The sequence below is a fragment of the Sphingomonas desiccabilis genome (genome assembly GCF_004135605.1).
Classification (GTDB): domain Bacteria; phylum Pseudomonadota; class Alphaproteobacteria; order Sphingomonadales; family Sphingomonadaceae; genus Sphingomonas; species Sphingomonas desiccabilis.
In genome coordinates, this window is record NZ_SDPT01000001.1 from 1,239,781 (window position 1) to 1,264,139 (window position 24,359).

Here is a 24,359-nt window from a genome sequence, read left to right on the forward strand (position 1 = left end):
TGCCAATCAGGCAGCTTGCAGGTTTACGGCGGAAGTTTTCCCGCGCCGATCCGTTTCCATCTCGTACGAGACGCGCTGATCCTTGTTTAGCGTCGACATGCCGGCGCGCTCGACGGCAGAGATGTGGACGAAGGCGTCCCCGCCTCCGCTTTCGGGCGTGATGAAGCCATAGCCCTTGTCGGCATTGAAGAACTTCACGGTTCCGGTGATCATAGGGATATCCTTTGTCCCATGTATAACGGGCGTGCACCAACAACGGGGCATCCCGGCGTCTTGCGGCTAGAAAGGGACAAGGGGAGGCCGGAGCGGCCCGATATCCGTCAAATGCGACGTCAGCACTCCGTATATGGGGACTTATTCGGGAGAAAGAAAGCGGCATCTAAGGCGACGTGTCCGGGAGGCCCTTTTTACCTCAGCCGGATGTAGCCGCACGGCAGGCGGGCTTGTTCGCAGAGGCGTGGTCCCCACCTATGCTGCGATGCAGCAAGCTGGTTCAATCCTCCTCGCGCAGACCACTCCATCAAGGATGCTGAGATGCGGAACCTCTCCGACACCATCAAACGGCTTGCCACGACGCGCAACGCGACGGACTTGCATTGGAACGTCAGCGGCCCGGATCGGCTGACCGATCTGTCGGATTTCGGCTCCAATCCTGGGAATCTTCGGGCTAGGTTCTACGTTCCGGAGGCGCTTGCGCACAATGCGCCGCTGGTGGTGGTTCTTCACGGATGCACGCAGAGCGCGGGGGGCTATGATCTGGGCTCGGGATGGTCGCAGATGGCGGACCGCTTCGGCTTCGCGCTTCTGTTCCCCGAGCAGCAGCGCGCCAACAATCCCAACCTGTGCTTCAACTGGTTCTCGCCGGAAGATACGGCGCGCGGGTCGGGCGAGGCGCTCTCGATCCGGCAGATGGTCGACACCGTCTTGCACAAGCATCGGATCGACAAATCGCGGATTTTCGTGACCGGGCTTTCGGCGGGCGGCGCGATGACGTCGGTGATGCTTGCCACCTATCCGGAGGTATTCGCGGGCGGAGCGATCATCGCTGGCCTCCCTTTTGGCTGCGCCCAAACAATGCCTCAAGCCTTCGATCGCATGCGCGGCCACAAGATTCCTGACCGGGCAGAATTGGCGGAGCTGGTCCGAGGTGCCTCGGATCATTCCGGCAAATGGCCCACCGTTTCGGTATGGCATGGCACCGCCGATAGCACCGTCAACGCGGCCAATGCGGCGGCGGTTCTCGAGCAATGGTGTGCGCTCCACGGAGTCGGGCCCAGACCGAGCCGGACCGAGTCCGCCAGGGGATATCCGCGGCGGGTCTGGTGCGACGCGGAAGGGCGCGAGGTGATCGAGGAGTACAGCATCACCGGCATGGGGCACGGGACCCCGATTGAGGTGTCGGGCGACGAGGGTTGTGGGAAGGAAGGGCCTTTCATGCTCGAGGCGAGCATCTCTTCGACCCGCCATCTCTGCCGCTTCTGGGGATTGGACTGCGCGGCCGACAGCGAGGCGCCCCTTGATACGTCGGCCCGCTTCGCTTTCCGCGAGCTTGCTCCGGCAGCTGACCGGTCTGGGGCGGAGGTGGGAACTCGCGCCCGTGTCGAGCCGCAGGGCGTCAGCCACCCCGCGCCCACCATCGAGGGTGTCGGCAAGGTGATCGAAGATGCGCTTCGCAAGGCCGGGCTTATGCATTGAATGAGTGTCTGCGTCTCCGGGGCGTAGCCCGCGTCCTGCGCCACAGAGCGATGCCTCGCGCGGCGGGCCGGACCTGATCCTACGACCCCAATTTACGCGCAGAGAACCCCTCCTCGCCTGCGCTCTTTTTGTGGCGCTTTCGACGCAACCATCACGCCTCGGCGCCTACAGCGACAAAGCGCCCTGTACGAGGGTACTCTCGCGCGCTGATCGCGACGCAGATCGACGCAGCCAGCCTGTCCGCGAGGGTGACAGGCCGGATCTGCTGGCACGGTCTCTGCTCGTCCCCGTCGCCGAGCCCACGTGGCGGCGCAAGCCGCCGCGACCGACAGTCGCAGCTGGGCGGTCGGTGGCGGGTGGCAGTGCCGCATGAAGGGTAGGGGACAATCAAAGCGGCGTATCGCGCAGCGATTCCTCTTCAGATCTTATTCTATCCGCGGGTAGTCGGCAGATTATGAACTCGCGCTCGACATAGCTGCGTCGCGCCGGTCGATTGCGCGGCCCATCCTGGCGAGGATTGCGGCGCACTCCGGGTCGCTGGGGACGGTCGGGCGGGCAGGCTTGGGAGCGCTCTTCAGCTTGCGGGTCGCGATGGTCAGCAGGTTCTGGAACGTCGACTTGGCCTCGGTTACCAGTTGCTCTGCCCACGCGAAAAAGTAGGCGTTGGAGGTTTGCTCCAACTGTGGACCGGCCTGACCTTCAGCGCCCTCCTTCGTCTTGGTGCGGCGGACCCAGCAGATGAAGCCGAAGCGGCGCAAACGATGCAGCGACGCCTTCACGAAGCCGAGGCTCTTCCCGGTCTCGGCAGCGATCGTCGCGTATGTCGGGTATAGCTGGCCCGTCATGTGGTTGTAGCGGTCGAGCATGTACCAGAGGACGGCCCGGTCATCGCCATGGAGCCGATGGTCAACAGGTGGCACGTCGTCACCAAGCCCCGCGCGACGATCGGCGCGCGCTTTAGTCAAGGCAATGGAGTGCGCCCGATACAGGCGGTCGAACGCGCCCAGGGCCGCGCCCTTGATCGCGCCCCAGTGCTTGCGGCTTCCGCTGCCGTGCCGGTGAATGCGCCAAGGCTGTGCCTTTGGCGATGCTTCGTGGTAGCTTTGACGGCGGACCGGGTCCGTCGCGGCGCCTTCCTTACGACAGCCAGGGGTGCGGCTGAGAACGCCGTTTGCGATGCTCGCGAACAGGTTGGCGCTCACAGCGCGACCGTCGTTTTGCGTTCCGCAAACGGATCGTAAGTGGCTGATTTTGCGAGGCCGGATTTTGCCGCGTTCCGCAGCGAGCGGCGTAGGTCAACGCGCTTCAATGCGGCTTTTGGTACCGTCATACGCAGGTTCGAATCCTGCCGCCCCAGCCAACGCCGGTGAGAGCACGCCGGCCGGACAGTGAGACTCCAGTTGCCAGACGCATCGTCGAGGCGCTCGAAATAGGATGCGCCCGCGAGCTGGCATTGCCTAGCGTGCTCGGGACTGGATGAAGAGGCCGTCACCGCCGCGAAGCGCAGGTCTCCTGAGAGCGTCCCATCGTCGGAAACGTAGCGGCTGTTGCCGAACGCACAGGAGTCGTCGCCGCGCAGATCGGCGTGGACGACGATGCAGCCCCATCCGCGATGTCGTCCGCGGTGCCGAAGATAAAGGTGCCGGGTGCGCGGATGGTGCCTTCGACCTCGTCACCATTGAGCCGCCTGCCAGGATCGCTATGTCGTTGCGGCGTTCGACCAGGCTGCCATCGGCAACCGCGCTCGAAGGAAGTGGCCGACGAGTGCAGGGCCGTCGTTGATGATGCTACCGCAGCATACCGCCGTCTGGTGGAACGGGCGGAATTGGCGGCCGTGGTAAGCGTTCAGCTCTCCTCGAAAATGGTGCTGGCGGCAGCAAGGGCGGCACGGACCGGCCGAAGTATGCTTGCCGGCCGTAAAGGCGAGCGCACAGCGGCGGGTCACCGGAAGACGGCCGCGGCAGTGTCTTCACTGCCCCAGGGAGTCGGCGGACACCGCTGTTCGAAGGGTGGGGGAAACGCTTGCCGGGATGATTCCCTGGCGTGGTGATGATGAACAAAGCAGCCAGCCTGTCTGCGAGGGCAGTATGGCGGGTTCGCGGGCGCGGTTTCTGCGCGTTCTCGCATGTGTGGCTCCACGCGTAGCGGAGTCGGAGAGGCATGACTTTCTCGAGAGCGTTCTATTCTGCTCCTTCGGTATCGCTAACAACTCTCACCTCCAGCCCGACGCGTCAGTTCGACTGCTCGCCGATCGCGATATCATCCAATTGACAATTTGCTTTTTGTATCCTGTTATCCCCGTCAGGGCGTCGAGAGGGGAGGTTTCTTCCGGCCGGACGTTCGCAACGAAAAGACTAGCAGAGGGCGTCGCCGCCCTCGGGACCAGGATGGGGATGGAGATGAACGCTCATAAGCTTTGTCGGTCGACTGCACGCACGCGTTCCGGATTGGCTCGCCACCTGCTGGTGTCTGCGAGTGTGATCGTCGGCATGGGCGGCGTCGCGCATGCGCAAGACCTCAGTTCGACCCCGCCATCGGGACAGTCCGCCGATCGCGACACAAGCGCTTCACAGGCCGAAACACAGACGACAGCGCAGGACCAGATCGCCGACCCGAGTGCTGCGGCAGCACAGGAGGACGCGGGCGCTGGCGGTGAGATCCTGGTCACCGGCTACCGCCGTTCGATCGAGCAAAGCTTGACGCAGAAGCGCGAAGCCAACGCGTTCGTGGACGTGATCACTGCCGAGGACGTCGGCAAGTTCCCGGACAAGAACGTCGCAGACTCGCTGCAACGCGTCCCGGGCGTGATCATCGATCGCGACGGCGGCGAGGGCAGCCGCGTGAGCATTCGCGGCCTTAGTTCCGACCTGACCCTCACCGAACTGAACGGCAACTTCATCGCGTCCGCGGACAGCGGAGATCCGTCGCGCTCGTTCAACTACCTGCTGCTTCCATCGTCGCTGATCGGCAGCGTTGAGGTGTTCAAGTCTCCCGAAGCCCGGCTGGACGAAGGCGGCGTCGGTGGCGTGATCATCAACCACACGCGCGAACCGTTCGATCTGGAGCCGTGGTCCGCCAGCTTTTCGGCCGAAGGCACCTATGCCGACGTGACGGAGAAGGTGGAGCCGAACCTTACCGGTCTGGTTTCCTGGCACAACGATGACAAGACCCTCGGCTTCCTGGTCGGCGCCACCTACCAGGTGCGGACCAATCGTACCCTAAGCTCTTCTGCCAGCAGCTGGCAGTGGTGGACCGACGACAAGGCCAGCCAACCTGCAACCGACGTCAACGGCAACGGTTTCGCTAACGACGCCGCGATTTCCTATTGGAATAGCGGCGCGAACGCGGGGACGACGACCCGCGACGGTCGGCACTACAGCGGATACTGGGCGCCCCAGTCGGTGGGCACCAACATCTTCGAGCAGGAGCGCAAGCGGCTCGGGATCCAGGCCACCGCACAGATGCGGCCGTTCGACAATCTCGAGATCACCGCCAATTACTTCCGGTTCCAGCTCAACGGCGACTATACGAGCAATACGATCAAGATCCCGGAGTGGGGCTACGGCAATTTCTTCACCGACGCGACGTTCGACCGCAGCGGTACGATCCTGACGGGCGCAAAGTTCGAGGTGCCGCCGGAAGGTACCGGCTGTCGCGTCCCGGGTAATCTTTGTACCATGGAGACTCCGGCGCCGCAGAACACCTATGTTCGTGAGAAGAGCGTCTCCAATACCTATGACGCGCGCGGCACCTGGGAGCTCGATCGGCTGAAGGTCGACTTCGTGGTCGGCAAGACCAAGGCGAAGGGCGGGCCGTCCTTCCAATTCTTTGCGCAGGCGAAACCGCGCAACGGCACCGTCAACGGCAACGAGCTCAGTGCCTGGAATTTCACGGATCAGTCGATCGCGATGCAATTCTCGCCTGACGTGCTCCAGAACATGCTGAACGGCGTGGCGCAGATCGACCTCGGATCGACCGGCTCGGGATTCACGAACAGCACGATTTCGCAGCGTTACGCGCAGGTGGACGTGACGCGGAAGTTCGATTCGCCGTTTCTGGACTCGTTCCAGGTCGGCGCGAAGTGGCGCAGCGGCCGGATTCATCGCGAAACGGGCCGCTTCGAATGGTATTCGGACGCCGCGAACGAGCTACGGTTCCAGGACACGCCTGGCGGCGCGCTCGCCCTGCCCGAGTTCTTCTATCCCAACTCGCTGGGCAACATTGCTGGCGGCTTCGACTCCACCGCCTTTCCGGCGATCAACATCCAACGGTATGTCGAGTATCTCAACGACACCTACAATGGCCCGGTGCGCGTTCCCGAGCCGCAGAACCTCTACAACATCGAGGAGCGAATCTGGGCGGGTTATGCGCAGCTGAACTTCAAGACCAGCAATGTCCGCGGCAACATCGGCGTCCGCGTGGTCAACACGAAGCAGGACGGCGTCTCGACCGACCAGCTCATTTACGAAAACGAATATTGCGTGAATGGTCCGCTCGGCGCGTTCGACCCGAACAAGCCCAAGGGTGAGGACGGGAACTGCCTGGTGATTCCGGAAAAGGATCGTCAGGATCGGGTGTTCAGCCCGAATGTCGAAGGCAAGAGCTACACGGACATCCTGCCGAGCTTCAACATTTCTTGGGATGTGACGCCCAACCTGCTGCTGCGTGCGGCGGCGTCGAAGGTAATCTCGCGGCCTGGCTATGGCGACTTGGCCGGCGCACGTTCGCTGTCGTTCAATTCCGATGCGTACGTGTTCGACCGCGCGGAGTTCGGCGCGCGCCCTGGGTGGTTCGGCAACGGCGGTAACTTCGCCCTCAAGCCGTTCAACGCATGGCAGTATGACGTCGGCGTGGAATGGTATTTCCGTCCGGGTTCCGTCGTTGGTGCGACCCTGTTCCGCAAGGATGTGTCGGACTTCATCGTGCCGGTCGTGATCGATCTGGCGCAGGAGGTCGCCGGAGAGACGGTGACGGTGCAGCAATACGCCACTCAGGCCAATGGCACGAGCGCGGTGTCGCAGGGCGTCGAGGTCTATGCGCAGCATACGCTCGACTTCGGTCTCGGCGCGCAGGTGAACTTCACCTACAACGACACCTCGCAGGCGGCGGTGACGCTGAACGGCACCGACGTCGGCGAGTCACCGCTGGTCGGAAGCGCGAAGACCCAGCTCAATGCATCCGTGTTCTATGAGCATGGCCCGATCCTACTGCGCGCGTCGTACAATCGTCGCGGTGAGGTCGTGCGCGGGCTATCCTCGGGCCTGAACGTCTACGACGACCCCTATGAGCAGGTCGATCTCAATGCCGCGTTCGAGGTGTTCGAGAACTTCCAGATCACGGGCTCAATCATCAATCTGACCAAGTCCGAGCAGCGGCAGCATCTGGGCAACGATACAAAGGATCGCTTCATCTCGAACGAATATGCAGGACGTCGGGCGTATCTGGGGTTTGCGTACAAGTTCTAAGGTTCGGCTTTGCCGTTCAGGGTGGCTCCCGACGGAGCCACCCTTTTTAGCTTCGGATGACACCACAGGGCTGGGCATCTTGCGCGGCGCGGAAGGCGGTTCACCCGATAGGAAGGAGGATGTTTTGCAACGCTTTGGCGTCAAATGGCTGCTCGCAGGTGCGGCGCTCATCGCAAGCGGCAGCGCGATCGCGGAGAACCCGATCGTGCCAGGCTGGTATGCCGATCCCGAGGCACGGGTGTTCGGAAACCGCTACTGGATCTATCCGACCTATTCCGATGACTGGGGCAAGCCGGACGTGTCGCCCAGCTTCACCCCGCATCAGCAGGAACTGCGCAAGACCAAGACGGTCCGGCCGTCCTACACCCAGCAGACGTTCTTCAACGCCTTCTCGTCCCCCGATCTGGTCAACTGGACCAAGCACAGCCACGTCTTCGACGTCGCGAACGCCGCCTGGGCCGGATATGCGATCTGGGCACCGTCCGTGATCGAGGCGAATGGGCGCTACTACATGTTCTTCAGCGCTAACGACATCCAGAGCGATGCCGAAACCGGCGGGATCGGGCTCGCCGTCAGCGACAAGCCGGAAGGGCCGTTCAAGGACGCGCTCGGCAAGCCGCTGATCGGGGCCTTCCACAATGGCGCGCAGCCCATCGATCCCTTCGCCTTCCGCGACGACGATGGACAGGTGTACCTGTTCTACGGCGGCTGGAAGCATTGCAACGTCGTGAAGCTGAGCCCCGACATGAAGTCGCTGGTGCCCTTTGCCGACGGTACGAACTACAAGGAGATCACGCCTCCCGGCTATGTCGAGGGGTCGTTCATGATCAAGCGGAACGGTACCTATTATCTGATGTGGTCGGAAGGCGGCTGGACCGGGCCCGACTATAGCGTCGCCTATGCCACCGGGCCGACGGCGACGGGACCGTTCAAGCCGATGGGCAAGATCCTTGCCCAGGATTTCCGCATCGCGCGCGGGGCGGGCCACCATTCGGTGATCAACGTGCCGGGTACGGACGAGTGGTACATCGTCTATCACCGCCGCCCGCTCGGCGACGACAAGGGCGAGCATCGGCAGGTGGCAATAGATCGAATGGTCTTCGAGCCGGACGGCAGCATCCGCCCGGTCGCGATGACCAACGAGGGCGTCAAGCCCCGACCGCTGACGGCGCCTACCGCTGCGCGCAAGAACTGACATCAAGAACTCAGGCCCGCGCCGAGGCGCTGGCGACAGGACACCCAGGGGAGAGACCATGACCACCACCATCGCAAAGGCGCTGAGAGGCGCTTCCGCGGCGCTGCTTGTGACGACGGCGCTGGTGCCGGGGGCAATGCCCGGCACGATGGCCGCCGTGGCGCAGGACCGCGCGCCGGCCGCCGAGGCGCTGGTCGACCTGGTCAATCCGCTGATGGGCAGCGATTCCAGCTATGAGCTGTCCTACGGCAACACCTATCCGGCGGTTGCCGTCCCATGGGGGATGAACTTCTGGACGCCGGTGACGGGCAAGATGGGCAGCGGCTGGGGCTACACCTATTCCGCGCACAAGATTAACGGCATCAAGCAGACGCACCAGCCCAGCCCCTGGATGAACGACTATGCCGCCTTCGCACTGTTCGCGGAGACGGGTCCGCTGAAGGTCAAGGAGGAGGAGCGCGCCTCCTGGTTCAGCCACAAGGCGGAGGACAGCCGCCCGTATCGCTACAAGGTCTATCTGGCCGATTACGACGTCACCGCGGAGGTGACGCCAACCGAGCGCGCGGCACAGTTCCGTTTCACCTTCCCCAAGGCGGATGACGCGCACATCATCCTGGACGCGTACAATGGCGGGTCGATGGTGCAGATCGATCCGGTGAAGCGCCGAATCACGGGCTATGTCCGCAACAACCACGGCGGCGTGCCGGACAATTTCCACAATTACTTCGTCGCCGAGTTCGACCGCGACTTTACCGTGTCGCGCACCTGGGACGACAATGGACAGGTGACTGCGGACCGCACCCGCGAGGGCGACCATGTCGGCGCGGTCGTGAGCTTCAGGACGCGCGCGGGCGAGCAGGTGGGCGTGAAGGTTGCATCCTCGTTCATCAGCCCGGAACAGGCGGTCCGGAACCTGGAGCGGGAGATCGGCCGCGACAGCTACGACCAGACGGAGGCGAAGGCCAAGCAGATCTGGGAGAAGGAGCTCCGCCGCGTCCAGGTGAGCGATCCGAACCTCGACAATCGCCGGACCTTCTACTCGGCGCTGTGGCGGATGCTGCAGTTCCCGCGCATGTTCCACGAGACGGACGCGGCCGGGAAGACCGTCCACTACAGCCCGTATGACGGCAAGGTGCACGATGGCGTGCTCTACACGGACAACGGCTTCTGGGACACGTGGCGCGCCGTATTCCCGTGGTTCGCGCTCATGTACCCGGAGCGCGACGCAGAGATCATGCAGGGGCTGGTCAACACCTACAAGGAATCCGGGTGGCTGCCGGAATGGGCGAGCCCGGGGCATCGCAACGTCATGATCGGCTCCAACTCGGCGAACCTGATTGCCGATGCCTATCTGAACGGGGTGCGCGGGTTCGACGTGGAAACCTTGTACGAGGCGATGGTCAAGAACGCGACCACCTCGGAAGGACGCCCGACCGACAAGCGCGGGAACGTCGTGAATGCCGTAGGCCGCGAGGGCGTCGAATATTACAACCGCCTCGGCTACGTGCCCTACGACGTGGGCATCAAGGAGAATGCCGCGCGTTCGCTGGAATATGCGACCGCCGACTTCTCGCTGTCGCGACTGGCGCAGGCACTCGGCAAGAGCGAGGATGCCAAGAAATACGCCCAGCAGGCGCAGAATTATCGCAAGCTGTTCGATGCGCAGAGCGGCTGGATGCGCGGGCGCAACCAGGACGGAAGCTGGTCGACGCCGTTCAACCCGTACAAGTGGGGCGACGCCTTCACCGAAGGCAACTCGGTGCATTACAGCTGGTCTGTGATGCAGGACGTGCAGGGCCTGGTGGACCTGATGGGCGGCGACCAGAAGTTCGTCGAGCGGCTCGACTCGGTCTTCACTACGCCGCCGGTCTTCGATGACAGCTACTACGGCCAAGTCATCCATGAGATCCGCGAAATGCAGATCGTGAACATGGGCCAGTACGCCCATGGCAATCAGCCGATCCAGCACATGCCGTACCTGTACAACTGGGCAGGTGCTCCTTGGAAGACCCAGCACCACGTGCGCAACGTGCTCACCAAGCTCTATTCCTCGGCACCCGACGGCTATCCCGGTGACGAGGACAATGGCCAGACTTCGGCCTGGTATGTATTCTCGGCAATGGGCTTCTATCCGGTGACGCCCGCAGTCGGCGAATATGCCATCGGGAGCCCGCTGTTCCGCACGGTTCGCCTGACGATGCCGAACGGCAAGGTGCTGACGATCGACGCGGTGAACAACAGCGCCGAGAACGTCTACATCCAGTCGGCGACCTTCAACGGCAAGAAGTACGACAAGTCATGGCTGTCGCGTGAGGCGTTGCAGCAGGGCGGCACCCTGCGCTTCGTGATGGGGTCTAAGCCGAACAAGGCTTGGGCGAGCAGCAAGGGGGCTGCTCCCTTCTCCATGAGCGCGCCGAAATAAGAGAATGAGAGAGGATATGCAGATGAACCTGGGCCGACGCGACGTGATGATAGGCGCCGGAGCAATGGCGCTCACCGCTGCCGTTCCGGCGGGGGCGCAGGGCACGAAGTTCATGAGCAAGCGGCCGCCGCGCGCGCAGCGCCGCTTCGTGAGCACCGCCGTGGAGGCGGAGATCCGCCGGGTGAAGGCGAAGATCGCGGACCCGGAAATCGCCTGGCTGTTCGAGAACTGCTACCCCAACACGCTCGACACCACGGTTCAGACCGGGGTGGTGGACGGCAAGCCCGACACCTTTGTCATCACCGGCGACATCGACGCGATGTGGCTGCGCGACAGCTCGGCACAGCTTCAGACCTATGTGCATCTGGCTAACAAGGATGCCGGGCTGCGCCGGATGTTCGTGGGCGCCATCCAGCGCCAGGCGCGCTGCATCCTGGTCGATCCGTACGCCAACGCCTTCATGCGCGACACGACGGCGACGTCGAACCTGGGCGCACGCGACGACATCACGGAGATGAAGCCGGGCGTTGCGGAGCGGAAGTGGGAGATCGACTCCCTTTGCTATCCGATGCGCTTTGCCCAGTCCTATTGGGCGGTCACCCGCGACAAGACGCCGTTCGATGACTTCTGGGCACGCGGCATGATGAAGGCGGTCGCGACCCTCAAGGAGCAGCAGCGGCTGGAGGGGCCGGGACCCTACCGCTTCCAGCGGAACCACCCGTCGCCGACCGAGACGCTGATGTTCGACGGCTATGGCGCGCCGACGCGGAAGGTCGGGCTGATCCACTCCGGCTTCCGCCCGTCCGACGACGCCTGCGTCTTTCCGTTTCTGATCCCGTCCAACCTGTTCGCGGTGTCCGCGCTGACCATGCTGGCGACGGTGCTGAAGGAGGCCCGCGGTGATGCCGCCGCTGCCGCCGAATGCCTGGCGCTGGCGTCGAGCGTGCGCCAGGCGCTCGACCAGCACGGTAAGATGTCGGACGGAGAGGGTAGCGAGGTCTGGGCGTTCGAAGTCAACGGCTTCGGCGACGCGATCTTCATGGACGACGCGAACGTTCCGAGCCTGTCGGCGCTGCCGCTGCTGGGTGCCGCCGATCGCAACGATCCTCTGTTCCGGCGCACGGCAAAGCTCGCCTGGAGCCCCCGCAACCCGTATTTCTTCGAGGGTACGGCGGCCAAGGGCATCGGCGGGCCGCACATCGGCATGGACATGATCTGGCCGATGTCGATCATTACCCACGCCTTCAACAGCGACAACGACGCCGAGATCCGCCAGTGCCTGCAGTGGCTGAAGACCACGCACGGCGGCACCGGCTTCATGCACGAGAGCTTCCACAAGGACGATCCGACGAAGTTCACCCGCACCTGGTTCGCCTGGGTCAACGGACTGTTCGGGGACCTGATCCTGGACCTGGAGCGCCGCAAGCCTGCGCTTCTAGCCAGCCGCTACTGACCCCCTGAGGAACTTGTCATGATCGTTACCAGTCGCCGGAAGATGCTTGCCGGCAGTGGCCTCGCCGCATTGGGCGGCGCGGTGCCGGGCGTCGGCTGGGCACAGGCGCCCGCTGCCGGCAAGGCGGATGTGTTCGTCGGCACCGGGGGGCACGGCCATACCTTTCCGGGCGCGTCGCTGCCGTTCGGGATGGCGCAGCTGAGCCCGGACACCGACAACTCCCGCTGGGACGCGTGCTCGGGCTACCACCGGACCGATGGCTCGATCATGGGGTTCAGCCACACGCACCTGTCGGGCACCGGCATCGGCGACATGCTCGACGTTCTGGTGGTGCCGACCCGGGGTCCGCTCAAGCTCAAGCCGGGCAAGCTCGGCGATGCGGACCTCGGCTATCGGCAGCGCTTCTCCGATGAATATGCGGAGCCCGGCTATTATCGGGTTCGCCTCGAATCCGGGGTGCTGAGCGAGCTCACGGTGACCGAGCGGTGCGGCATCGGCCGCCATCGCTTCCCGGCGGGGCCGGGGCATATCCTCGTCGACTTCACGCACATGATCCTCGACGTCTGGGATAAGGGGGTCCTGCTCGAGAATGCGTCGCTCGCCTGGGGTGCCGACGGCGTGCTGACCGGCAGCCGTCAGGTGAACCGGTGGGCCAAGGGACGGCACATCCACTTCGCGATGCAGTTGTCCCGCAAGCCGGACCGCATCGAGTTCTTTGGGGACGATGACAAGCCGGCGCCCAAGGGTGCGAGCGGCGTCACGGGCGGCAAGCTCAAGGTCGCGCTGTTCTTCGACGATGCCGGCGGCGAGCCGATCCTGATCAAGACCGGCCTTTCGGCGGTGGCGCAGGAGGGCGCGCGGGCGGCGCTGGCGGCCGAGGTCCCCGGCTGGGACTTCGACGGCATCTGCGCCAAGGCGCGCCAGACCTGGGCGAACGAACTGCAGCGCGTGCGGGTGAAGGGCGGCACCGAGGCGCAGCGCACGATCCTGACGAGCGCGCTCTACCATGCGTTTCTGGCGCCTACGCTCTTCACGGATCGCGACGGCCGCTATGTCGGCCTCGACCGGGAGGTGCACCAGACCACCGCGGACTCGCCGGCGTTCAGCACCTACTCGCTCTGGGACACCTATCGCGCGCTTCACCCGTTGATGACGCTGGTTCAGCCGGAACGCGCTGAAATGTTCACCCGCGACCTGATCCGGCAGACCGCCGAGAGCCCCTATGGCCCGCCGGTATGGCCGCTCCAGGGGGTAGAGACCGGCTGCATGATCGGCTGGCACTCGGTTTCGGTGATGGCCGAGGCGAAGGTGAAGGGGATCGAGGCGGACTATGCGGCTGCTTGGCCGAACATCCGTCGGCGGGCGTTCGACCCCAGCTTCAAGGACAGCGACGCTTCGCTTGGCCGCGAGCATTACTATCAGCTCGGCTATATTCCGGCCGACAAGGTTTGGGAGTCGGTCAGCCGCACGCAGGAATATGCGTACGACGACTGGGCGATGGCGGTTCTTGCCGAGGCGGCGGGCGCGGCCGAGGATGCCACGGCCCTGCGTGCGCGGAGCCGCAACTACCGCAACGTGCTGGACGCCTCGATCGGGTTTGCCCGGCCGAAGTTCTCCGACGGAAAGTGGTGGGAGGCATACGACCCCGTCCAGATCGGGCACATGCCCAAACCGTGGTGGCGGGATTATACCGAGGCGAACGGCTGGCAGGCGACGTTCCTGAACCAGCACGACGTCTATGGCTTGATCGAGCATGTCGGCGGAGATGCGGCGTTCGAGAAGAAGCTCGACAGCTTCTTCAACGCGCCTTCCACCCTGCCGGACAACGCGCCGCCCGACATTTCCGGATTGGTCGGGCAATATGCCCATGGCAACGAGCCGACGCACCACGCCGCCTATCTCTACGCCTTTGCAGGCGCGCCGTGGAAGACCCAGGCGATGGTGCGCCGGCTGCTGACCGAGATGTACAAGGACGATCCGGACGGCGTCATCGGCAACGACGACTGCGGCCAGATGAGCGCATGGTTCGTGTTCAGTGCGCTCGGCTTCTATCCGGTCGACCCGGTGAGTGCCCTCTACGTGTTCGGCTCGCCCCTGTTCGACGAGGCGGAAGTTTCGGTCGGAGAGGGCCGGACGCTGCGGGTGCGGGCGACCGGCAACGCGCCGGGGAACCCCTATGTCCAGTCGGTGCGCTGGAACGGCAAGCGCTGGAGCCGCAACTGGATCTCGCACGCTGAGTTGCAGAAGGGCGGCAGCCTGGAGTTCGAGATGGGGCCGAGGCCCTCGCGGTTCGGGACCGCCAAAGCCGATCGGCCGCCCTCCTTCGGACGCACCGCTGCCGGATAAAAAAGGCCCCGGAAGATGCGATGGCATCTTCCGGGGTAATGTTGCCGCTGGGCAGAGGGGAGGGGGCCAGCGGAACCTGGTTCAGGGAGCCGAACTCATCGACGGGGGCACGTCGGCGGGGCCGCTGCCCCACTTCGGGTTCGGCCGTGCGCCCATGGTGAGGACGAGCGTCGCCCCATCCTTCACATCGGCATGGCGAAACCACGGCTTCGTCCAGGTACGTCCGTTCAGGGTCGCCGACTGGATGTAGAGGTTGGTGGCCGAGTTGTTGCGCGCCACGATCTCCAATGCCTTGCCGTTGCCCATCTGCAGCTTCACGCTGTCGAAGAGAGGGCTCGACAGGATGTACACGTCGCTTGACGGATCGACCGGATAGAAGCCCATCGCCGTCAGCGCGTACCAGGAGGACGTCGCGCCCTGGTCGTCCATCCCGGCATAGCCATAGCCGGAGGCATCGCTGCCGTAGAGCGTGTCGAGGATGCGCCGGGACAGCGCCTGGGTCTTCCAGGGCTGGCCGCTCCAGGCGTAGAGGAACGGTGCCTGCTGGTCCGGCTGGTTGCCGTGGACGTACTGGCCGACCATCCCTGTGCAGTCGCGGCAGATCCCCTTCGGTGTGTAGGGCGTGCTGAAGAACTGATCGAGCTTGGCGTTGAACGCGTCGCGTCCTCCCAGCAGGTCGGAGAGACCCTGCACGTCATGCGGCACAAGCCACAGCGTCGACCAGCCGGACGCCTCCTTCATCATGAAGTTATAGTAGGGCTCCTGCGGGTCGAACGGCGCGATCCAGGAACCGTCGGCGGTGCGGCCGCGCATGAAGCCCGTCGTGCGATCGAAGACGTTGCGGTAATTGGCGGCACGCGTGCGGAACAGCCGGGCATCGTCCGGGTGCCCGAGCATTTCGGCCAGTTCGGCCATCGCGTGATCGTCCCAGGCATATTCCAGGGTCTTGGCGGTGCCTGCCTTGCCGCCCGAATAGGGAGGGCTGGGATTCTCCTCCGGCACGATGTCGGAGATCCAGCCGTTCTTCTGATACTCGGCCAGGTAACCACGGGGGCCCTTGGGGTCCGTGGCGTTGCGGCGGAGGAACTCATAGGCGGCCGCATAGTCGAACGGGATGCCCCGCCGCGCCGCACCGAGGTACAGGAACACGGCGTTGTCGCCATGGAAGGAGGTGTTCATGAACCCGCGCTCGCGGGCCATGTCGAGCTCGGACTGCATGATGTCGCGTACGACTTCCGGCTCGAGCAGCTCCAGCAGCACGATCTGGTTCCTGCCCGTGTCCCAGAAGGGCACCGGACCGTATCGATCGTAAGTCGCCGTCTGCATCCTGCCTTTGCTGTCGGCGAAATTCTCGCCCTTCCGCGCCATCAGGCGCGGGCTCGCAAAGGACTGGAACAGCGTGGAGTAGAAGAGCATCCGCTGCTTGGGTGTGCCGCCGGTTACCTGGACCTTGTTCAGCAGCCGGCCCCAGGCCTCCCGTGCCTGCGCACGCATGCTGTCGAAGTCCCAGCCCACGTTCTCGGCACGCAGGCGCCGCTCGGCGTCGGCGTAGCTGGGCCCATGGGCCATCCGAACCAGGATCGGGGCATCCGCACGCGCCGTGAAATCCAGGTATGTGCCGGCATAGCTGCCCTCGATCCGGCGGGCATCGGGCACCACGTCCTTGTCGCCGATCCCATAGCCCCGGTTGTCGCCAGCGGACTTCCGGAAGGTGCCGAACCGGGAGAAGGGGTGGGAAAACTCCGCGACGAAATAGCGTCCGTCCGGAGCGTCGTGATCACCGCGCCGGGCAGCGATGCCGCGAACCATACGGTCGCCGACGATCTCCACCTCACCGCCTCGCAACGGGAGGTTGAGGATGATGTGGGCGCGATCCGTGGTCGGAAAGGTGAACCGCATCAAGCTGGTCCATTGGCTGGCGGTCAGCTCCGCGCGCGTTCGGAAACTGTCGAGGTAGACCGAGTAATAGCCCGGCGCAGCGACTTCCTTGGCCTTGTCATAGGAGGACTGGGTGTAGACGGGGGGAACGGTCCAGTCGCCGACGATTGGCATCAGGATCGGCTGGGCGCCGCCCCCGTAGGTGGCGCCGCCACCCCCGGTGAACCCGACCATGGTGGGGTTCGGGTAATAATAAGGGGTCGCGACACCGGTGGGATAGGTGTGTTCGATATTGACGTTGACCGGCGCTGCCTCGACGGCGCCGTGCGGAAGGCGCGCACCTGGGGAGGTGATCCCGGAATATAGCGGCTCGCCGGGGGGCGGGGCGTTCCCGATCAGCTCCTTGCGATCCAGCGGGGCGGTGCCAACGAGGGGATTGGCCTCGTCCACCGGCTCGCGTCCGTTCGAATGTGCGATCGCAGCCACGTCGCCGCCGATCAGCATCGCGGCAGTCGCCAGGAGGCTGCGGCCGAGTTTTCCGCGCCAGACGGATGACGAAGTTCGGACGCGCATGGAAACCTCCCCGTTTCGGCATTCTCGCAATCGGGACGGCCGTGTTCGGCTTCAAAAAGGCCCGACCGGAGCAGCGTCCATTAAATAAAACATATTGTCAAATAATTCTGGTCAACCTCTGAAATCCCGTCATCGCTCTGGGAATTCAAAGAAAAGCTTGCGGGTTCGATAGCAGGTATCGCGCCACCGCGCCGCCAGACGGGTCTAGGGACACCACTCGCAGGGCCGCCCAACGGAGAGGCCCCGCTGGGTGCCTCTTTGCTCCACGAGAGGTGCCTCCGCATCGTGTCACCCGGCCTGTCGGCGCGGTGATCAACAAAGGGGTTCCCATGTCTCGTCTTCGCGCAGCAGGCCTGCTTACCGTGTCCCTTCTTGCACTTGCTTCCGTGCCCGCGGGCGCCCAGCAAGCTGCCACCCCGGCCGATGGGGCGGAAAACGCCCCTACTGCGGGCGCCTCGACGCCAGCGGACGAAGGGAACGAGATCATCGTGACCGGTACCCGTGCGGAAGGTCGCACGCGGCTCGACAGCGCTTCGCCCGTGGACGTGCTGAGCGCCGCGAGCCTCCAGCGCCAGGGAACGACCGAGCTCGGTGCGGCGCTTGCCGCGGTTGCGCCTTCGATCGACTTCCCGCGTCCGGCGGCGAACGACGGAACCGACGCCATCCGCCCGGCGACGCTGCGGGGGCTGTCGCCCGACCAGACTCTCGTGCTGATCAACGGGGTGCGCGGCCATACGTCCGCGCTCCTGAACACCAACGGCACCGTGGGGCGCGGCTCTGCCGCAGTCGACCTGAACACCATCCCGGTAACGGCGCTCGATCGCATCGAAGTGCTGCGTGACGGCGCATCTGCACAATATGGATCGGATGCGATCGCTGGTGTCGTCAACCTGCGCCTGCGGGAGGCCCGCGAAGGTGGCGGCGCGTCGGTGACCTACGGCTTCTACGATACCCAGATCGACACTGCCCGCGGCAGCCGTCACACCACCGGTGAGCCGACGGTGACGGCTTCGCTTTGGCAGGGCATCGGCTTCGGCAGCGACGGTTTCCTCACCCTTTCGGGCGAATATACCAAGCGCGAGCCGACCAACCGCGCGGACTATGATCCGCGCGTGACGCCGAGCCGCATCACCGGCCGCTATGGGGATCCCGAGGTGGATCAATATTCCATCTTCGCCAATGCAGGGACCTCACTCGGCGAGACTTTCCAGCTCTACGGCTGGGCCGGCTATCAGAACCGGGAATCCGAAAGCGCGGCCTTTCCGCGACTGCCGGGCGTCACGTCCGGGTACAGCAATGCCGCCTCCATCTACCCCGACGGCTTTCTTCCGCTGATCAACAGCAAGTCGCGCGACCTCAACTCGGCGGTGGGCGTGAAGGGCGAAGTCGGCGGGTGGAACCTGGACCTGAACGTCAGCTACGGGCGCAACGAGATCGAGTTCCGCACGCGCAACTCGGCGAACTTCTCCTATGGTGCCGAGACGCCGACCGACTTCTACGATGGCGCACTGGTCTACGATCAGTGGGTCGCCGGCCTGGATGTCGCGCGCAGCTTCGACGTCTTCCAGTCGCTCAACGTCGCCTTCGGCGTCGAGGGGCGCCGCGAGGGCTACAAGATCGAGGCGGGCGAGCTTGCTTCCTACGGTTATCCGACGCCGGATTATGCGGGCGGTGCAGCCCCGGGAGCGCAGGGCTTCGGCGGCTTTTCGCCCCTGAACGAGATCGAGCGCAGCCGCCGCAACGGCAGCATCTATGCCGATGTGGAAGCGCAGGTGACCGACAAGCTGCTGCTTGGCATCGCCGGGCGTGCAGAGAAGTATTCGGATTTCGGCTCAACCGTGAACGGCAAGCTGTCGGCGCGCTATGACGTGGCGGACTGGCTTGCGCTTCGCGGCACCGCTTCGACCGGCTTCCGCGCACCGTCGCTGCAGCAGCAGTATTTCACGCAGATCGCACAGGTGGTGCAGAACGGCGTGCCGGTGCAGACCGGGACCTATCCGTCGGTGGATCCGGTTGCCCGGGCGCTCGGCGGACTGCCGCTCGATGCCGAGAAGTCGACCAATCTTTCGGCGGGCTTCGTGGTTCGCGCCGGCGGCTTCGACTTGACGGTGGACGCCTATCGCATCCACATCCGCGACCAGATCGGCCTTTCCGAGAATATCAGCGCCGGGACGCCCGGCACGCCCAGCTACAACCCGGAGGTGGCACGACTGCTACCGGACGGCGTGCAGGCGGCGCGCTTCTTCATCAACGGTTTGGCTTCGACCACCAAGGGCATCGATGCGGTCGCGCATTATCGCCTGCGGACTGCGGCCGCCGGCAGCTTCGACTTCACGCTCGCCGGCAACATCAATGACGTGAAGGTGACCCGGGTGCCGACCACCACGTCGACCCTCGACCCGGCGCCGACGCTGTTTGCCCGAACCCGCATCCTGTCGCTGGAGGAGGGCACTCCGCGTGAGAAGGTGACCGGCACGATCGACTGGTCGCTCGACCAACTCGGCGCCCTGGCGCGCGTCACTTACTATGGCGACGTCACCCAGCCGGGCTCGACTGAGGCGAACGACGTGCACACCGGCAAGCGCGCGATCACCGACCTGGAGCTTCGCTATCAAGCGACCAAGGGTGCGCAGTTCGCCCTGGGCGTGAACAACCTGTTCGACGTCTACCCGGATCGCATCATCCCGGCGAACAACAGCACCGGCGTGCTGGGCTTCCCCTACTACTCGCCGTTCGGCTTCAACGGGCGGTATCTCTACGCGCGCGCCGGTTTCAACTGGTGAGCCCCTGCCGGGCCGGGCTGCGCGCCCGGCTTGGCGGAACCGTACAGCCGCCCTATGCGCTTCTCCCATCAACGGAGTGGGAGTAGGTGATGATCGGGCGGCTGTTCACGGATCATCCCCGCAGCGTCGGGGAAAGCTATGCCGAACATGCGCGTACGGCGACGCATTTCGGCCTCGCAATGCTGAAAGGCGGCGCGGCCTGTCTTGTACACGCCCTGGTTCCCGCCTGGTTCACCCGCACCGGAAGCAACACAGTGCGGCAGCTGCATGCCGAGATGACCCGCCGCAATGCCGCGGCGGCAGCCGAAGGTTCCGCGCTGGTCTACGAGATCTGAGCGCGTGATCCGTCATGTCGCGATCGTCGGCGCGGGCTTCTCCGGCACGCTGCAGGCGATCAACCTGCTGCGCCACGGGGGGCCCCGCGCAACCCTGATCGAGCGTGCGCCCCGTCCCGGCCTCGGGCTCGCCTATGGCGCCGCGCATCCGAGCCATGTCCTCAACGTCCGCGCTTCGAACATGAGCGCCTTCCCGGACGAGCCGGATCATTTCGTGCGCTGGTTGGAGCGGCGCGGTGTCCCGGACGCACCCGCGGCCTTCGTGCCGCGGCTGACCTACGGCACCTATCTCCGCGAGCTGCTCGACGAGGCGCAGGCCCGCGCCGGTGACCGGCTGCGGATTGTCCAGGGCGACACGCTCGATATCCTCGAGAACGGCGACGTCCGCGTGCAGCTGGCGGATGGCTCGAACATCGTTGCCGATGCAGCAGTGCTCGCCGTCGGCAACCTGCCGCCCCATTCGCCGCCTGGCCTGGATCCGGCTGCGCTTTCGACGGAGCGCTACAAGGGCGATCCCTGGGAGCCCGGCGTCGGAGCGGGACTTTCCGGCGAGGATACCGTCCTGGTCGTTGGCACCGGCCTGACCATGGTCGACGTCGTGCTGATGCTCGACGCGCGCGGCTTTACGGGCCGCATCGTTGCACTCTCACGGCGAGGGCTGCTGCCGCGGCGGCATGCCGCCCCCGCTGTTTGGGAAAAGATCGTCGAGAAGCCCGCAGAGACCGGGGCGAAGCTGGTGTACAGCGTACGCGAGCGTGCCCAGGAGGTCGGCTGGCGGAACGCCGTTGATGAGCTACGCCCCTACACGCAGGCGCTGTGGGCGCAGGCGACGGTGGCTGAGCGCGCACGGTTCCTGCGGCACCTGCGCCCATGGTGGGACGTGCACCGCCACCGGCTCGCTCCCGCGGTCGCGGACCGGCTGGCCGATCTGCAGGCGAGCGGGCGATTGGACGTGATCACCGGCAAGACGCTCGGGTTCGAGGAGGTCGGCGAAGGCGTCGCCGTCCGCTACCGGCCGCGCGGGGAAGAGGCGGAACAGCGGCTCCAGGTTCAACGCATCATCAACTGCACCGGCCCTCAAGGTGATCTGCTGCGTACCAGCGAACCGCTGTTGCGCAGCCTGGTCGATCGCGGCGCGGTGCGTCCGGACCCGGAGCATCTGGGTCTCGACGTCACGGTCAGCGGCCAGGTGGTGCGGGCCGACGGCTCGGCGAGCGAACGGCTGTTCGCACTCGGCCCGATGACACGTGGCGCCTTCTGGGAGATCGTCGCGGTGCCGGATATCCGCCGCCAGACCTGGGACGTGGCGCGGCGGCTGTCGAACGCGCATTGGGTGGGCGGGGAGGGCTTGTAGCTCCTGCCGGGAGCGAGGCTGTTCCGCGTTCGTTCTTGACATGCTACGGTGGTGGCATGCTCGCTCACGTCTCCCTGCACTTTCCGAGTACCTGCCGGTGACGCGCCGTGCCGGAAGCGCCGATCTGCCGCTGCACGGCGGCAGGGTGCCGGCTTGGCTCGGCCAGCGGATGACGAAGCTCGGCGCGGTCATCGTCGAGGCGATCGTTCACGAATATGGCCGCGACGAACTGCTCCGGCGGCTGGCGCACCCGTTCTGGTTCCAGTCGTTCGGGGCGGTGATGGGGATGGATTGGCATTCCTCCGGCATCACCACGAGCGTCCTGGGAGCGCTCAAGCGCGGGCTGGCACCGCTTTCCGGCGAACTCGGGATCCACGTCTGCGGCGGCCGTGGGCGCCATTCCCGGGGCACGCCGTCCGAGCTCGCGGCAGTCGGTGAGCGGGTGGGCCTGGATGGCGGAGCGCTGGGTCAGGCCAGCCGGCTCGTCGCCAAAGTCGACAGTGCCGCGGTGCAGGACGGGTTCGACCTCTATCTGCACGGCTTCATCGTCACCGACGACGGACGCTGGGTGGTGGTGCAGCAAGGAATGAACGGGGATCGCAGACAGGCACGCCGGTACCACTGGTTGTCAGAGGGGATCACCAGCTTCGTCGATGCTCCCCATGCTGCCATCGAGGGACGGGGGCAGGGGATGATCGTCAATCTGGCCGACCGCCGCGCGGCACCCTCCCGGCAGCGCCAGCTGGATGTGCTCGCGACACTCGGTCCGGACGGGATCGTGCGGGAGTTGGCTCGGATGCAGCCCGTCGAGCCCGCTGCGCCGGCACAGGGCCTGCTGCCGCACCTGGTGATGCCGGATCATCATGAGGTGCGGGCCGAAGACATCGTCGCACGGCGGCTCCACGGCAATCTTTGCGCCGCGGCAGATCGCGCGCCGGTCGATTTCGCCGACCTGCTGCTGTCGCCGCGGGTCGGCGCAAGAACGGTGCAGGCGCTCGCGATGGTGGCGGAGGTGGTACACGGCACGCCTTGCCGCTTCACCGATCCCGCGCGCTTCTCTCTCGCGCATGGGGGCAAGGATCGTCACCCCTTCCCGGTCCCTACGCGGGTCTACGACCAGAGCATCGCGGTCATGAAGCGCGCGGTCGTGAAGGCGAAGCTCGGAGCGACCGAGGAACTCGCGGCGATCCGCCGCCTGGACGCGGAGTCCCGGCGCCTGGAGAGGGATGCTACCGGTCCATCGGTGGAAGCGTTGATTGCTGAGGAACGCCGTTCAAGCCATGACTATGGCGGCCGCAGTGTCTTCGGGTTTGAACCGCCGTCTGCGGGTGAGGCGGTCGCGGGTTAGGCCAGCAGCATCGCGCCACCGATCAGCATCGCGCCGGCGATGATCGCGCCGCCGATCCAGCGCGAACCCGCAAGGATTGCGGCTCCTGCATCCTGCGGCGCCTGCGCGGGTTCCGCTTCGAGGCGTCGGATCGCGGCGCGCAGCAATCGCGGGGCATCGCTCCCGATCTTGCTGAGTTCCCACGCGAGCGCCTGAAGCGTGGGCAGCCAATGTTCGGGCGAGAGCCGCGCCTGCGCGATCCGGAGCGACGAACGCTGCATCGCCGACGAGAGATCGAAATCGGGTTGGATCGCCGTGAGCACCCCATCGATCGTCGCCAACGCCTTGAAGATCAACAGCAGGTCGGGGGGCATCGTCATGCCCTCGTCGCGCATCAACGGCAGAAAGTCCGCAACCATCGCGCTCAGGACGACACGGCCGCCACCATGACGCACGATCAACCGCTCGGCTGCGGCCTGGACGCGGTCACGCGGCACGGCGCTGCCGGCGGACCAGGTCGCGAGGACGTCCGCCAAAGCGGCGGGATCCCCAGCGTTCAGCGACTGGGTAAAGGCGATGAACTCCTCGCGGCGCCGCGGGGAGACATGGCCAATCATGCCGAGGTCGAGCAACGCGATCCGGTTGCCGGGTAGGCACAGCAGGTTGCCTGGGTGCGGATCTGCATGGAAGCGCCCGTTCACCAACACCATGTCGAGCACGATGTCGGCGCCCAGCGACGCTATCTCCGCCGGATCGATGCCGCCTGCCAGCAAGCTGTCGCCATCCCGCGGCGGGATCCCGTCGATGTAGTCCATGACCAGCAACGCTTCGGAGGTCCAGGCCCAGTGGATCTCAGGCACCACCACCCGCGGATCGCTTGCGAAGTCGGCGCGGAGCCGGTCGGCGTTGCGGCCTTCCCCGGTGAAGTCGAGTTCCTCCAGCACGGCCTCGGCGAGCTGGCGCGTCATGGCGGCGGGCGCGAAGCGCTTCGCCTCGGCACTCGCGGCTTCCGCTGCCGAGGCTAGCTGGGCGATCAGCCGCAGGTCGGCTTCCATGCGCGGACGGATGTCCGGCCGGCGGATCTTGAGAACCACGGGCTTGCCGTCTTTCAAGGTCGCGCGGTGGACCTGTGCCATGGAGGCGGCCGCCAATGGCTCGGGATCAAAGTACGCGAACGCAGTCTCGGGGGATTGGCCGAGCGCCGCTTCCACCGCGGGACGCAGGGTCTCGAAGGGCAGGGTAGGAGCGCCGCTGTGCAGGTGCTCCAGTTCCGCGATCCATTCCGGGGGCAGCAGGTCGCCGCGCGTGGCGAGGATCTGGCCGAGCTTGACGAAGGTGGGGCCCAGCGCCTCCAGCGCAAGTCGCGTGCGGCGCGGAAGCGTCTGCGGATTCTCGACCTCGCCTTCGTTCCGCTCCAAACCCAACCGAGCAAGCAAGACCCCGAGGCCGAAGCGCGAGGCGATCTGCAGGATCTCTGCAAGCCGCCCGCGATCGCGGGCGGCTACCATCAGGGTCTTGATCATGCCGGGCTCT

The 24,359-nt window shown here is 65.3% G+C and carries 14 protein-coding genes and 1 tRNA gene; 11 read left to right on the forward strand and 4 right to left on the reverse strand.

Features of this window, described 5'->3' with window-relative positions:
* Positions 1 to 6 precede the first annotated feature (6 nt).
* Positions 7 to 213 carry a cold-shock protein gene (locus EO081_RS06025; protein ID WP_129340965.1) on the reverse strand — a complete coding sequence of 69 codons (207 nt, stop codon included), beginning with the start codon at positions 211 to 213 and terminating at the stop codon, positions 7 to 9.
* Between the two features lie 321 nt (positions 214 to 534).
* On the opposite strand from EO081_RS06025, the gene EO081_RS06030 reads away from it, so the two are divergent.
* A complete protein-coding gene (locus EO081_RS06030; protein WP_129340966.1) occupies positions 535 to 1,695 on the forward strand; it encodes an extracellular catalytic domain type 1 short-chain-length polyhydroxyalkanoate depolymerase in 1,161 nt (386 codons plus the stop codon).
* 452 nt (positions 1,696 to 2,147) lie between these two features.
* On the opposite strand, the gene EO081_RS06035 is transcribed toward EO081_RS06030, so the two are convergent.
* The gene (locus tag EO081_RS06035; protein WP_129340967.1) at positions 2,148 to 2,897 is read right to left on the reverse strand and encodes a helix-turn-helix domain-containing protein; all 750 of its coding nucleotides are present in this window, start codon (positions 2,895 to 2,897) and stop codon (positions 2,148 to 2,150) included.
* Between the two features lie 79 nt (positions 2,898 to 2,976).
* Between EO081_RS06035 and EO081_RS16790 the strand changes: the two genes are divergently transcribed.
* The 6 genes from EO081_RS16790 (at position 2,977) to EO081_RS06060 (ending at position 14,576) form a co-directional block, all read left to right on the forward strand.
* Positions 2,977 to 3,051 (forward strand) — tRNA-Gln (locus EO081_RS16790).
* Between the two features lie 674 nt (positions 3,052 to 3,725).
* Entirely contained in the window at positions 3,726 to 7,160 is a 3,435-nt protein-coding gene (locus EO081_RS06040; RefSeq protein WP_240697553.1) for a TonB-dependent receptor, read from the forward strand.
* A 124-nt stretch (positions 7,161 to 7,284) separates the two neighbouring features.
* The gene (locus tag EO081_RS06045; RefSeq protein ID WP_240697554.1) at positions 7,285 to 8,355 is read left to right on the forward strand and encodes a glycoside hydrolase family 43 protein; all 1,071 of its coding nucleotides are present in this window, start codon (positions 7,285 to 7,287) and stop codon (positions 8,353 to 8,355) included.
* A 58-nt stretch (positions 8,356 to 8,413) separates the two neighbouring features.
* Positions 8,414 to 10,777 (forward strand): GH92 family glycosyl hydrolase, encoded by a 2,364-nt coding sequence (locus tag EO081_RS06050; RefSeq protein ID WP_183947829.1) that lies wholly within the window; start codon positions 8,414 to 8,416, stop codon positions 10,775 to 10,777.
* 22 nt (positions 10,778 to 10,799) lie between these two features.
* The gene (locus tag EO081_RS06055; RefSeq protein ID WP_129340969.1) at positions 10,800 to 12,230 is read left to right on the forward strand and encodes a glycoside hydrolase family 125 protein; all 1,431 of its coding nucleotides are present in this window, start codon (positions 10,800 to 10,802) and stop codon (positions 12,228 to 12,230) included.
* 18 nt (positions 12,231 to 12,248) lie between these two features.
* Positions 12,249 to 14,576, forward strand: a complete 2,328-nt coding sequence (locus EO081_RS06060) for a GH92 family glycosyl hydrolase (protein ID WP_129340970.1) — start codon at positions 12,249 to 12,251, stop codon at positions 14,574 to 14,576.
* Positions 14,577 to 14,657: 81 nt separating this feature from the next.
* Here the strand turns inward: EO081_RS06060 and EO081_RS06065 are convergent, their stop codons facing one another.
* A complete protein-coding gene (locus EO081_RS06065) occupies positions 14,658 to 17,027 on the reverse strand; it encodes a GH92 family glycosyl hydrolase (protein ID WP_129340971.1) in 2,370 nt (789 codons plus the stop codon).
* 329 nt (positions 17,028 to 17,356) lie between these two features.
* Here EO081_RS06065 and EO081_RS06070 point away from each other — a divergent pair, with 329 nt between their 5' ends.
* The 4 genes from EO081_RS06070 to EO081_RS06085 all read left to right on the forward strand — a co-directional run bounded on the left by EO081_RS06070 (position 17,357) and on the right by EO081_RS06085 (position 22,847).
* Complete coding sequence (locus EO081_RS06070) at positions 17,357 to 19,810, forward strand: TonB-dependent receptor plug domain-containing protein (protein ID WP_129340972.1); 2,454 nt, start codon at positions 17,357 to 17,359, stop codon at positions 19,808 to 19,810.
* Positions 19,811 to 19,899: 89 nt separating this feature from the next.
* Entirely contained in the window at positions 19,900 to 20,145 is a 246-nt protein-coding gene (locus EO081_RS06075) for a DUF6356 family protein (protein ID WP_129340973.1), read from the forward strand.
* Positions 20,146 to 20,149: 4 nt separating this feature from the next.
* A complete protein-coding gene (locus EO081_RS06080; RefSeq protein WP_129340974.1) occupies positions 20,150 to 21,499 on the forward strand; it encodes an FAD/NAD(P)-binding protein in 1,350 nt (449 codons plus the stop codon).
* A 97-nt stretch (positions 21,500 to 21,596) separates the two neighbouring features.
* The gene (locus EO081_RS06085; protein ID WP_129340975.1) at positions 21,597 to 22,847 is read left to right on the forward strand and encodes a DUF763 domain-containing protein; all 1,251 of its coding nucleotides are present in this window, start codon (positions 21,597 to 21,599) and stop codon (positions 22,845 to 22,847) included.
* Here the strand turns inward: EO081_RS06085 and EO081_RS06090 are convergent.
* Positions 22,844 to 24,349 carry an ABC1 kinase family protein gene (locus tag EO081_RS06090; RefSeq protein ID WP_129340976.1) on the reverse strand — a complete coding sequence of 502 codons (1,506 nt, stop codon included), beginning with the start codon at positions 24,347 to 24,349 and terminating at the stop codon, positions 22,844 to 22,846. The two genes, EO081_RS06085 and EO081_RS06090, sit on opposite strands and share 4 nt — an antisense overlap.
* Between the last annotated feature and the right edge of the window lie 10 nt (positions 24,350 to 24,359).

What these genes read in the sequence shown, in the direction of transcription:
- EO081_RS06025 (WP_129340965.1), bottom strand. Translation starts at nt 213, where the DNA reads ATGATCACCGGAACCGTGAAGTTCTTCAATGCCGACAAGGGCTATGGC.
- EO081_RS06090 (WP_129340976.1), bottom strand. Translation starts at nt 24,349, where the DNA reads ATGATCAAGACCCTGATGGTAGCCGCCCGCGATCGCGGGCGGCTTGCA.
- EO081_RS06030 (WP_129340966.1), top strand. Translation starts at nt 535, where the DNA reads ATGCGGAACCTCTCCGACACCATCAAACGGCTTGCCACGACGCGCAAC.
- EO081_RS06070 (WP_129340972.1), top strand. Translation starts at nt 17,357, where the DNA reads ATGTCTCGTCTTCGCGCAGCAGGCCTGCTTACCGTGTCCCTTCTTGCA.
- EO081_RS06065 (WP_129340971.1), bottom strand. Translation starts at nt 17,027, where the DNA reads ATGCGCGTCCGAACTTCGTCATCCGTCTGGCGCGGAAAACTCGGCCGC.
- EO081_RS06075 (WP_129340973.1), top strand. Translation starts at nt 19,900, where the DNA reads ATGATCGGGCGGCTGTTCACGGATCATCCCCGCAGCGTCGGGGAAAGC.
- EO081_RS06050 (WP_183947829.1), top strand. Translation starts at nt 8,414, where the DNA reads ATGACCACCACCATCGCAAAGGCGCTGAGAGGCGCTTCCGCGGCGCTG.
- EO081_RS06060 (WP_129340970.1), top strand. Translation starts at nt 12,249, where the DNA reads ATGATCGTTACCAGTCGCCGGAAGATGCTTGCCGGCAGTGGCCTCGCC.
- EO081_RS06055 (WP_129340969.1), top strand. Translation starts at nt 10,800, where the DNA reads ATGAACCTGGGCCGACGCGACGTGATGATAGGCGCCGGAGCAATGGCG.
- EO081_RS06040 (WP_240697553.1), top strand. Translation starts at nt 3,726, where the DNA reads ATGATTCCCTGGCGTGGTGATGATGAACAAAGCAGCCAGCCTGTCTGC.